At 38.1% G+C, this 12,808-nt stretch carries 10 protein-coding genes; 4 read left to right on the top strand and 6 right to left on the bottom strand.

The window, feature by feature from the left end; genetic code table 11:
• Nucleotides 1-119 precede the first annotated feature (119 nt).
• The 6 genes from TY03_RS14805 to TY03_RS14780 all read right to left on the bottom strand — a co-directional run bounded on the left by TY03_RS14805 (nt 120) and on the right by TY03_RS14780 (nt 5,966).
• Nucleotides 120-638 carry a hypothetical protein gene (locus TY03_RS14805; protein ID WP_148335673.1) on the bottom strand — a complete coding sequence of 173 codons (519 nt, stop codon included), beginning with the start codon at nt 636-638 and terminating at the stop codon, nt 120-122.
• A gap of 108 nt (nt 639-746) precedes the next feature.
• Nucleotides 747-2,006, bottom strand: a complete 1,260-nt coding sequence (locus tag TY03_RS23120) for a DUF3575 domain-containing protein (RefSeq protein WP_081713109.1) — start codon at nt 2,004-2,006, stop codon at nt 747-749.
• 167 nt (nt 2,007-2,173) lie between these two features.
• Entirely contained in the window at nt 2,174-2,386 is a 213-nt protein-coding gene (locus TY03_RS21535) for a helix-turn-helix domain-containing protein (protein WP_074434186.1), read from the bottom strand.
• Nucleotides 2,387-2,490: 104 nt separating this feature from the next.
• Nucleotides 2,491-3,930 (bottom strand): IS4 family transposase, encoded by a 1,440-nt coding sequence (locus TY03_RS14790; protein WP_042366734.1) that lies wholly within the window; start codon nt 3,928-3,930, stop codon nt 2,491-2,493.
• 95 nt (nt 3,931-4,025) lie between these two features.
• Complete coding sequence (locus TY03_RS14785) at nt 4,026-4,625, bottom strand: hypothetical protein (protein ID WP_148335672.1); 600 nt, start codon at nt 4,623-4,625, stop codon at nt 4,026-4,028.
• Between the two features lie 174 nt (nt 4,626-4,799).
• Entirely contained in the window at nt 4,800-5,966 is a 1,167-nt protein-coding gene (locus tag TY03_RS14780) for an OmpA family protein (protein WP_042371272.1), read from the bottom strand.
• Between the two features lie 684 nt (nt 5,967-6,650).
• Here TY03_RS14780 and TY03_RS14775 point away from each other — a divergent pair.
• The 4 genes from TY03_RS14775 (at nt 6,651) to TY03_RS14760 (ending at nt 12,767) form a co-directional block, all read left to right on the top strand.
• Nucleotides 6,651-7,823, top strand: coding sequence for a hypothetical protein (locus tag TY03_RS14775; protein ID WP_042371270.1), 1,173 nt, complete (start codon nt 6,651-6,653; stop codon nt 7,821-7,823).
• A 62-nt stretch (nt 7,824-7,885) separates the two neighbouring features.
• Nucleotides 7,886-8,779, top strand: a complete 894-nt coding sequence (locus tag TY03_RS14770) for a FimB/Mfa2 family fimbrial subunit (protein ID WP_042371268.1) — start codon at nt 7,886-7,888, stop codon at nt 8,777-8,779.
• A 12-nt stretch (nt 8,780-8,791) separates the two neighbouring features.
• On the top strand, nt 8,792-9,826 hold the full coding sequence (locus TY03_RS14765) for a fimbrial protein (protein ID WP_042371267.1): 1,035 nt from the start codon (nt 8,792-8,794) through the stop codon (nt 9,824-9,826).
• Nucleotides 9,827-9,851: 25 nt separating this feature from the next.
• Complete coding sequence (locus tag TY03_RS14760; RefSeq protein ID WP_042371264.1) at nt 9,852-12,767, top strand: fimbrial protein; 2,916 nt, start codon at nt 9,852-9,854, stop codon at nt 12,765-12,767.
• Nucleotides 12,768-12,808 lie beyond the last annotated feature (41 nt).

Below are 12,808 nucleotides of genomic sequence, written 5' to 3'. Positions count from 1 at the left end.
AGAATGTGATTACATAAACTAAACAAACAGTAGCGTAGTCGTGATTCACATCAAAGCATACGCTGTCTTCTAATTATACCTTAACTTTCTCTTTTATTTTTATTGTGGGGTTAAAGAGATTACCCTTCGCGATCATCTTCAGGAGCTCTCAAACAATAGACAAAAAAGGGATTAAGAGCATTGAGAATCGAAGATACGCTTTCTTCATTTCGCATTTGTTTAAAATGTGACAGCTTTATTTGACGAAGCTGATAGCTAAAACTTAGCGATAATTGCTCATCCATATAAACTAGTGAAGACCATTCTTCGTTCAAGCCACTATATAGCGTATTCAATACATTCTTATCACCGATCACCAAACCCGAATGGAAAACCTTGATCAAATCATAAAGAGAGATATTTTCCAAAGGTTTTAGGAGGAAATACTTAATCGGATAATAAGAGTTCTTCCCGATATATTTAGACTGAAGCAAGAGAACCAATGCTATACGAAAATGAGTAAGATCGATCGTGCACTTTGCTTTTAATTCTTTGAGCGAAAGTGTGGCACGTTTATCCCCATCCATCGTATTAATCGGACACTTAGCATCTAAAACAGATAAAATCTGTATCTCTCCAATTACGTTTAATGATAGCATAGCTTCCTCATTTTTGTTAAACTCTGATATTTCGCAATTAAGCAAGACAAGGCTTCTAAAAAAATCTATTTTTATTATTCCAATAAGTAACTTTTATTTGAAGCTATTTTATTTTTCTATTTGGTATTCAATTAGACATTCCACCCGACGCAGTTGAGGAAACATATGTTCTGCCATGTAACGATAAGGCACACCGGCCGCAAGTTCCATCAACTGCTTTTCTCTTCCTTTCATGATGTCCGTCTGTTCAATGATCCGAAGAACTTTACTCGCATGAGCCATATTGGTATCCTGCTTAATCAAAGAAACCAAACCCTCCCAATCTTCACCATGCGCTGTGATAATGCAATTCGAAAGTTGTGCTAATTCATTTTGCCGTATATATTCACGTACTTTCTCTACACGATCTTGCGCCAACTGTTTATTAAGTATTACCGTTCCCTCGATTGACGAATAGCCATCCAAACGAATACGAGTAATGGTTACTTTGGAGTTCTTTGTGAGTTCATCAAGCAATTGTTTTAGCTTATTGAGTTCAGTGGCATTATCTTCAAAATCTTTCAGGACAAGCGTACGACCTACAATAAAATGAATTCTGAATTCTCCGTTCTTATTTTCAGTGATTGATTTTACCGATTTATCTATCGCTACCTCATTAGGTAAAGTAGGCTCTGTCATTAAGCGAGATTTTTCCTGTTCCTCAGCCTTTCTTCTATCACGTTCTTCAGCCTCTTTGTCCAACTGTTGATCATATAACATTTCTGCCTCACGACTTTTTTTAGAAGAACAGCGCTCGCGCCCTCCAATGACATATACCAAATTAACTGCCAACTTAGTGGGACCTAAATAATGCTTTGCTCCAGCACCTGTTTGTTGTCCACATTTTGTGCATAAATATCTTTTATAATCCGCATAAACATACCCTACTCCTACCTCTGCTTCTATGTTCCAGTTGCAATTCAAGTTCCACGCATAACCATAACCTAAACCTGCACCAACTGCCCAACCTTGATAACGGTTAGATTGAAGACCTTCATATATACCGAAAGGAAGATGTACATTACTCACATTAAACTGGGTTCCCAATGCATGTACGGCAAAAAAATGTCCTCTGAACACTTCATTTTTCCAATAGCGCAATTCGGGCTGAATCAACCAATGTTTCCATTTTTTATTAGCTGAAAAACTCCAAGGATTGTAGTTCCCTGAAAAGTCGAGACTCCATCGAGAAGACAGACGATATTCGACTCCAAGATTCAACGTAGTAGTAGCATCGTAGAGCAGATTACTCTTTATCCCCACATGCTGACTATATATTCCTTGATAAAGCATACCTACAAACAACAATAGTATAAATAATCTCTTCATTATGTATGTATTCTATAATTTCTTTTGTGTATGAGTGTGTTTATTTTAAAAAGTATGATTCTTATCACTAAGTCACTTTACAAAGATGACAAGTTTGTTACTTATGGCGATTATCATTTAAAGACATTTATTTATCAATAAAAGGAACGATACTTCTTTTAGTGAATTCACTTCATATCGTTTCCTAAGTTCCGCCTAAACTCTCCTGGGGTTTCTCCTAAATACTTTTTGCAGAGCCTAACCAAATGAGATACAGAAGATAAATTAAACTCTTCAACGAGTTCTTTCAAAGGAATACGTTTATCGGCCAGTCTGTATTTAATGTCTTCGATCAGACGCTTCTGCATCCATAAAGACGGTGCTTCTCCAAACTCTGCCACAAACTGTCTGTTGAATGTCTTTAAAGAGATTCCACATAACTCAGCTAATTCACGTACCGTTCCTGATTGATGACAATAATTAACTCAAGTTTCGGATTTAGAAATCAAGCCGTTTGAGCGTACGCTCGGAGTGCTGCAAGTCGTCTGTCATTTTCTATGATCTGTATCATCAGTTGCTCTTCATCAGCCCCTGTGAGTTCAGCCACGACTGCCACTACTTCTAATATGATTGCCCATATCTTCTCCATAACAGTCAGTTCGTGTACTCCGGCAAAAATATCGTTGAACAACCCACCGATTGTTTCGTAGTCCAGACTCCTTTTTACCGAGGCAAGCAAATTGTAGCGTATCATAACCAGTGATACGTGCGCTATCTGCGAGGAAAAGTCTCTTGCCGAGCATCCTGCAAGATTAAGCAATCGCTTGCTATCGGCAAAGAAAACCTCAATAGCCCAACGCATTGCATAGATTTCATATGCCCGCAAGAAATCAAGTTTTACATTGGTTGTCAGCAATATTTTCCATCCCTCTCTCTTTCCTCTGCGACAGAAGAACAGCCGCACCTTGCGCCCACCGAGCATCACGTCCACCGACGCATAGTGGCAACGGTACCGTCTACTGTATATCACAGATTTAGAGCCCAGCAGCTTACTGATTATGGCTTTTGCCGTCAGTTCACCCCACTTTTTGGTGAGATATTTGGTATTACCCATCTTTGCCATCCCTAACAAGTGAAACTTCTTATGACTGTTGTATACGAAATCGACAAGCCCGGAACAAGTGAACCAACTGTCAACAAGCAGATATTCAAAAGGAATCTTTGCTTTGATGGCGCGTCTGACCATTTCAATGAGTTTCTTTCCCTTACTCATGAAATATTCCTCTTTACGTTTGGCCACATGGGAGTTCTCATCTCGTTTCCTATTATAACGGTTCTGTCGTTGCTTTGCGCTTAACCCCTGTTCCTTACCCTCTACCTTGCCTTTCTCTCCATGCAGAGATGAGTCAAGCATAAACTGGGTGCGCCCGTCACTCCAGCACAGCATAAGCGCTTTATACCCAAGAATACATTTCTGATGAACATGTGAGAATATCTTGCCGATAGACTCCATACGCATTCCGGTTTTAGGCAAGTCAGAGTCATCAGCGATGAGTACTACAGGAAGATGACTCTTCTTGAAATCCTGACGGTTAGTCACTTTGGCTATCAGCTTGACAACAATGCGGTATATCAGATTGCGCCAGTTGATATTATCATGTGACATAAACGAATACAAGACATCCTTCTTGCCGCCGAACATTCGACTTAAAGCCGAATCAGGATAATGGGAAAAACCTTTTATGGCGAAAAACGGCATCAGGACAAGAATCTGAAACAGCTGAAGATTGGTCAACTGACAGTTTTCACGTTTGTTCCCTCCAAGACAACGGCTGTCAAGATGAAGAGACTCTAACAGTCCTGAAAATGAGTCCATCACAGAGCAACGGCGTTTTTCACTCAAAATATTGCGGATTTCTGACGGAATTTTAGTAATTTTGCTCATGGCTTTGAGAATGGTTAATTAGTTGTTTGGTCACTGCTAATTTACTAAATTTCCGAGATTTACGGAAAGTCTCAAAGCTTTTTTTATGTCTAGAATTAGGATGTCAGCCTAAATCCGAAACTTGAGTAATTAAAAACCTTATTTCTAAAGTCAAGCGAAGTGCCCACCATAGGGTATAGAAAAGCAGCCAACTCTTCTTTTTTATAATACACTTTAAAAATAAAGAAAAGCTCCTCAATTTTTATGTCATGTATGTGCCGACAGTTTACACCATCGAGAATATACACATATAATAGGTTAAGAAAAGAAGCCAAAGTCTCCTTGATTTCAAACGGTTTAAACTCATATGCAACCTGATGTATCGTCTTTGACAAGGCTGAAATAGCGGTAGTAATACAAAAATGTGTAACAGTATTGTAGGAAGCCACAATAAAAAGCCCTTCTTTGATAATAGTATACTCCAAAGAGGTATATCGCGGAATAAAAAACATTTGTCCAGAGCATCCCTTTACGGCGGCAAATGTTCCATAAGTTATTTCAAGTTCTCCTTCTATAATAAATATAATCTGATTAGAAATTGTTCTTTTAGTTGTCATTGATTCGCCCATTTTTCCATTAAAATAGCGAAACCCCTCGTCCATCGTTTTTACATAGTAGGAACAAGAAAGATGCTCTTGCAAATCGAATCGTCCCATAGAGTGTGATTTAAATTTAATACAGCGAAAATGATTCAACAAATACTCATTAATCTTTAATTTATATAGAAAACGTTCTTTTATAGATTTCCCCCTATTGGCTAAGCATTATTTTTATTTTGAAAGGAACACTTTAAAAATAAAAAGTGTTCCTTTCCTTTTTTCATAGCGATCTTAATCGACAATTACCGCTCTACTAAGCGCTGCATCATCGTAGAACATATTATCAACTCCGCCCTTGTACTCAATCCGTAACTGAGAAGGATTAACACCGAATTCTTTCACCAAGACATCACGAACAGCCTCTGCACGTTCCTTGCTCAAACGCATATTGATGGCATCACTACCGGTCTTATTGTCGGCATAGCCCACAATCGTAAATACCTTATCGGCCGGAGCGTTCTTTATAGCCTTAGCATAATATTCCAGATTCACCCGTCCTTGCTTACTCAACGTACTCTTACCCAATGGGAAGATGATAATGCGAGACGTGCCTACAAATTCTTTCTCCACAATTGTTTGAGCCGGCTTTCTGCGAGCTTCATCCAAAGCAGTCTGTAGCGCCTGTTTTTCTCTATCGGCAGCTGCCAGTTGCTCACGAACACGACGCATCTCTTCTTCGCTGATACCTGTGGATACCACCTTGCCGCCCGAAGTCCATCCACGCTGTTTGAAACGATAGGTAAGACCCGCAGTCACTGCAAGTAAGCCTTCCTTACCATTACCACCTACTTCAGAATCGAAACGATCGTGCAGCAATGTACCTCTGGCCTCGAGGTTTAACGAAAAGGCCGACGAAAGGCGGAACTGATTGATTAAACCCACGGTAGCCGCCAGTTCGTTCGTCTTAGGTTTGTCCCAAGAGTGCATCACGCCCACACCTACATAAGGAATGAAATTGTACACGCGCTTTTCATTATACCCAAAAAGCACATTGGAAACATTAAATAAGATATCGCCATGCAAATGTGCTACATCCCACTGCTGGGCATACGCACCTTTGGCATTTCTGGCACCTGTAGCATAACTACCCGGAATATAACCGAAGCCTTTGATTTGTAAACCGCTATACTCCAAGCGAAGTCCTAATCCGGGAGTAAACCATTTACCAACAGCGATATCAAGCGCAGGGGCAATACGCTTGCCGAAACTTCCTTGACTATCACCATCACCAAAATAAACCTGTCCGCCTCCGCCGACTTGTATAAACCAATTATCCCAAAAGGAATTGGTCTCTACTTTGTATTTATCGGATGTTGTCGATGTCTGAGCTTCGATAACACCATTCCCCACAACCAATAAGGCTGATAACAAGCAAATTGCTTTCGTTTTTACTTTCATGTTTTTAAAAGATTAATTAAAAATATACAAAATCATACAAACTACATAGAAATCTCTAATTAAGCATAATAAGCATAATTATGATACACCATTTTGTCGTTTCTTGTCAAACTCTATGAACTCCTTTTTTTTTTAATACAAGTGTTTTCTATATCTACATATACTTCAAAAGTATTCCTAAAATTGTTTGCAAATATGATGAATAGAAATAGCACACTCATTATCAGAAAGAGACATTTTTTTATCAAAATGAGACAACCTTTTTCTACTAAGATGTTTTATTATCAGCATGAAAAAGCTGAAAGCCTAGCCTGAAGCCTCCTATAAACCACCCAACTATGTATAATCAAGATGTTCCTAAACTCAATTATTTTAGAAATCATTCATCATAACCAACCCACTTTCAATCTGGAAAGAACTAAGTTTACTCCGTGGTGGATATTTATGCCATCTAGATATATGGATCAATTTGTTTATGGCATATAAAAAATATAGCAAGGAGACCTCATTTGAAAAATAAATGTCCTTTAATGATAAAGAATTTAAATATTAAAATCACAATCTTTGCGCCCCAATTTAAAACACTAAAATATTTGCAAACTTCAGTAGTATAGACTATTTGTCAGGCGCTATGAACCATTGGAGATATTAATAGTATTAACAATCTAAAAACACTTTTTAATTATGAGACTAAATTACTTTTTTTTAATTGGAATTATCACATTGGGGTTAGTTGCTTGTAACAGTAGTGACACCGTGATACCAGAGAACATTCGAACAGAAAAAAATGTTACCATTCAGATTTCTAATGGCAATATGGGAACACGTTCTTTAGAATCCCCCGTCACAGCAGCAACAGTAAATCTCGTCAAAAATGCCTTAGTAATCTTCACAAATGGAAACGATAACACATCTACTATTGTATTTGCAAAACCCCTTACAGGATCCGACTTGACTCAACTAATGTCTAGCACAAATGGTAACAAGGGATATACAATTAAAGTTCCTACTGCAGCCACTCATGTTTATGTAGTATTGAATAGTACAACTGCAATCACCAACCTTGCCGTCGTTAATAAAACAATTGCAGAGTTAAATGCCGCTGTTCTTCAAATTAATGATATGAATACAAAAGCTGAAGCAGCGGACGCAAATTCAACCGGTACGATCACCATGTATGGAAAAGATATACTTACAGCAGATGCAGTGACAGCTGGTTTTGGTCCTAATGCACAGGCAGCTGATTTGTATGCAAATGTAATCGTATCCCCCTTGGTAGCAAGAGTCGAAGTGACCAATGTCACTCCCAAAACAGGTAGTCAGATTAGCTCTTTTACCATTGACGGAGTATTCATAAAAAAGCTACATCAAACTATAACATTAGGAAGTACTGCAGGAAGTTTGGTTGATTATTCGAACATTACTGCAGATGCTGGACAGACACTGAATACAGCATATTATACAGAGAGTGACGGAACTTATAGCGGTACCGATAAAAACATGAGAAATCTAATCTCTCCGATCACATTTACAAGCAGCAATATTGCCGGATTTCAACTTGCTGCAGCGGCTACACCGATTATGGTATTAAAGCTTTCTAACATCAAGTTGACTGGAAACGTAAACTATGGTGATGATGCTACAAAGAAATACTATATAGTTATCAGAGGCTTTAAGAGCAATGGAACTTCGGTAGCTAGTCTTACTGCTAATAATGTTTATAAATTAGATCTTTCGGGAGAAAACGGAATTGATGTAAACAACATTACCGAAGATGTAGATGTCATTCAAAAGTCTGTTTGGGTCGGTGTATCTATTACTCCTTGGACAGTTGTAAATGTGACTCCGACGTTTTAATCGATTATTGATATATTCCTCCAAAGAGACATGTTTCTCTTTGGAGGTTTAAGACAAGACCAATGAAAGCAGTTTATCAATATACTTATGGATGTATTTCAGGAATTTTGCTGTTCCTGACTATCGTATCGTGTAATATCAATGAAGATAATTCAGATTGCCCTTCATCAATATACATACACTTTGAATATAAGAATCAGGGTGAAAACCTTCTATATGATAAGATAAAAAAGATATTACTTTATATATTTGATTCCAACGGTGCTTTTATTGAAGTTAGAGAAGTCTCCGCACAAGAATACTTTGACAATACGGTGAAGCTCAGTTTGCTTTCAAACAAAAAATACACCCTCGTAGCAGTTGGCAATATTTTTTCACATTCCGCTATTTATCCGACTTCAGACTTATCACGTCTTAACCTAAATGATTTTTATATTACCGCCTTATCTGAAAGTGAGAAAAAAAGTGGAATTGACCCTATCTATTTAGGGCGTATAGAGGTTACAACCCCAGATTTTCCGACCTCAGAGGATTTCATTCTTCCGTTTAAGAAATCTCATATTAAGTTGAATATACTAATTAAGAGCATGCAAGCCGACCTTCCTAAGGGTATGAGTATAGAGTTGCAAGGGGTCTTATCAAAAAAAGGTTTAGATGGTGAGCCCTTTGGTAAACCAGAAACTTACTATATGAAAGGTAACACAGATATTAATCCTTATTTGTTTTCATCCAATATCATCGATCGACGCTTTGATCAGATTACGATTATATTAAAAAACGATATCGGTGAAACGATATTTAAGACTACATTAGAAGATTATTTAAAGGAACATGGTATTAATCTGAATGAAAATAACGAAGCACCACTGGAAATAGTAATTGCATTCCTCAAAAATATATGGATAGGTGTCACGATAGAGCAATGGAACGAAATTAATGTAATACCGGAATATTAATATTAAAATAGAATGGATAGAATAAATCATATATATAAAGGAATAATATACGCTCTATACATCGCTTTGACGGTACTTACAATCAGTTGTGACAAAGAACATACAATATTAAACGAGCGTATTACGGTTAACTTAGGAGTGAATACAAGAGCTTCTGACCCTCAAGCTCTTTATAATGACGACAAAATAAAAAGCATTGCTATCTATATATTTAATAACAATAACCAAGTCGCGGAATGGAGCTTCTTTCAGACAGGGATTACTACAACATCTCCTACTCATCCCATATATGATTGGGATAAAGAAGTTTCACTTTTTCCAGGTACTAAAACGGTGTATGTTCTGGTTAATTATCATGGAGTAACATTTAATTATCCTCTTGCTAATACAACTCAGCGCAATCAACTAGATGCTCTTGTGGCTGAAAATGCTCTTTTTAACCCCTCTACGGATGGGCTGTTAATGGTAGGGAAGCTTGTCCAGACAATAGATGCGGGAGCCGAATCACAATATATCTCTATAAGTCCAGTTCGAATGACAGCGCGTATCGATTTACATCCCTACAAAGGTATGGGAATGAGTACAAAAAATGTGGTTTTAAACAAAGTCACACTTGTCAACCAACAGAAGCGGAGCAATATTACGTATGGTCCAACAATCAATCTTATGCCCGAAATACCTTTAGCAGAAAATAAGGAGTTACAGGGAATGCCTATTACCATTAATCAGGAAGCGATGGTTCCTTTCGATTATAGCACTCTGATAAACACGAACGCAAAAGGCTCTTTCTATTCTTATGCTAGTGTTTATTCTGAGGTAGATCCAACAAAATCAACTAGAATAAAACTAGACGTAACCATCGATGGGATAGCTAAAACATTCGAGTCTAATATTGGAGATGGCTCACTAAGCACTACCGATAAATTTTCTCTTAAAAAAAACAATCTTTATCGCATAGTAGCGATTATAACTGACTATGAAATGAAAATTACTTATCAAGTAATTCCATGGACATCACAATCTATTTCAATACCGGCATTCAATTAGTTATAACATACATAAACGCTCTCTGATGAAATCATTTAAACTTATACATATCATATTATTGGTCTCGCTATTAGCCTCTTGTACGGAAGAATTGTGTCACGTCATAGAAGGACAGCAGGCACAACTGAAAATAACGTTTAATACTGGTTCTTTTCCTATAGAGACACTGACTCGTGCCGAAACATCTGAGACAGAGGAAAACAAAGTACACAATCTCTATGTACTTGTATTTAATGCCGACGGCACAATCTCCGGAAAAGGCTTTTTTGACTATAATGCTCTACAGGGAAAAGTTGAAGGGAATAATACGACTGGATGGGTGACTGTAAATACTACTTCAGGAGAGAAAACAATATACGCTATCGCTAACATAGATGATAAGCAACCAATTGCCAACATAGCGAAAAGCACATTGGACAATATCACAAATAAGCAACAGCTAGCAGAGATAATTGTCGGATATAAAGATGGGATAAACACAATTCTCCGAGTCGATGGCAAGTTTCTTATGTCCGGTTCAACCTCATCCACGATTCAGGCAGGAGCAAATAATATTAATCTGCAATTAAAACGTGTATGCTCAAAAATAAGATTTACCATCAATTCTGGTGCAGGTATTAGTTTTACCCCCACATCATGGAGAGTAATGCGAGTGCCTCGCAAAGTTAAACTAACAGAAAATACAACATCTGTTGATGGCAATGTGACAGCAGATAGCGATTTCTTCGATACAGAGAATAGAACTTTTGAAGGAACAGGCAATACATTCGTCTATTATCAATATGAAAACCGGAAAGGACCTAAATTAGCCATATCAGAAACGGGCAACGCAGCCTATAAACTTAGAGAAAAACAAACGAAGACCGGGACTAATCCTGTTCTGAATGGTGATTATGTACATGCAGATAAAAATGCAACGTATATCATCATAAAAGGACGTTATGAAAAAGCTGAGGGTAATGGTGCTTCAGTTATCGCAGAAGTTTCTTACGTTATACATTTAGGATATATCAATTCTAATCCGAATGATTTCAACTGTCTACGCAATAACTACTATCAATATACTGTTACCATAAACGGAGTAAATGATATTACGACAGAAGCACAAGCCACAGATGCATCTATAGAGCCATCACCCAACGCTACGGGGACGGTAATAAAGGCGAAGACGACTTATATGTTCGATGCTCACTATGTTACGTGTGTCATAAAATTACCGAGAGAATCTGTTACGAGTGCTAATTCGCTAGAGTCCTTCTATTCAGTTAAGACTCCGTTTGACATATCAGGAAAGGATGATATTGGATGGGTAACATTTCTTAAGAACTCTAACACAGATAATGCATCTCGAATAACCCCCCAAGCATATCCAGGTAAGAATAATGACTTACTCATGAGTATTACTACGGTTCATAATACGATGAAAAATGCCCATATAAATAATACACCCGGCTTTTATTTCACCGATCCTAACGATGGTAAAGACTATGCTTTTTTCACAGCCTTCGTTAATGAATATTATTATGAACAACATCCTATAACAGGAGCTCCAATTAGCTGGAAAGAGTTTGTTAACAAACCCGACAGAGAGTTAATGGTCGGCGTTACACGTTATGATAGTCCTGACAAAGAAAGTTCTCTTTTCGATAATATTATTATAATACGACAAAAATCTATTCGAACAATCTATGACGAAAAACTCTCAACAAAAGCTGCAGGCTTTGAAGTGATGGATGAAAACTGGGGAGAAACATACAGCGATGAGACAGCTTCAAATAAAGGGAATACAGATTTCAATGACGGATGGAAAAACTCTTGCCTTGACTGGGAATTAATTACCGGAGATCCTCGTACAGCAGCCTGGACGCAAGCCCCCGTCAGACGATGGGACAATTATATTAATTCCACAGCTATAAAAGACCCTGCACAAATCTATGGAGGAGGAACGAATCTATTAGTGAAAAATGGAATTATTGCACCCAAACCAGCCGGAACCACACAAAATACAGCCCGATATGCCTGTATGGCACGTAATCGCGATCTGAATGGTAACGGGTTTATTGATAAAGATGAGGTGCGTTGGTATGCGCCTGCTGTTAATCAACTGATTAATATCTGGTATGGTTCCTCTTCAATTATGCGCGAAGATCAGATGTATCGTCTTCCTGAATATTATACCCTACTCGGTCGGTTACCTTATGTCCTCTATATGACTAGTACAGCAAACTCGGCAAGTGAGCGCAGCAATCCTAAAGTACTCTGGTCTAAAGAGGGGACTTCTGTCGGTCCGCTTAGCGGCCCGGTTAATAATGCATGGCTACCGATGCCGCCAAATGGATCATATGGCAAGCTTGCACGAGATAAATTCTACACACGCTGTATGCGAAACCTTCATGGCACAGTTGATGAACAGCCAGCAGATATTGTTACATACACAGCCGCTACCCGCACTGTTTCTCTAGTAGATCCTGCTTTGACAGATAGCCGAATAAAAAGTGAAAATTATCGTAATACGACAACAGACTACTTTCAAGGACAATACCCCAATCACACAGAGAGATCACCGGAAAATATACCTGCAAGTAAATTTCAAGTAGCTTCGGCACTTCTATGGGGAGGAGAATCTTTTACCTGGACAGCTATTAGAGGAACAGCCAATCCCGCAAAGAGCTGTCGTGACTACTTTGAAGACACTGTAAACCAATCTGATAAAGGAACTTGGCGTATGCCTAACCAAAGAGAATTACAGTTAATGTCGCGTTTAAATGTAATAGGTCCAAATCCAATATGGTGTGCTTCCGACTATACCTATAACCTAGCTTTGGATCTAGCAAATAGAAACCGAGCATTTATCGGTAGCAATCTTTCTTCTGGTGTAGGACTTTCACTTCAAGATAAAGGAAACTCATGGCAAGTACGTTGTATACGCGATGTAAAATAATACAAGAAATACAGAGTGTAATAGACTAATCGTTTAATAAA

Origin of the sequence: Bacteroides neonati (assembly GCF_000499785.1) — a bacterium.
Classification (GTDB): Bacteria; Bacteroidota; Bacteroidia; order Bacteroidales; family Bacteroidaceae; genus Bacteroides; species Bacteroides neonati.
Note: the sequence above shows the minus strand (reverse complement) of the source record. Positions and strands in the feature narration are given on the sequence as shown.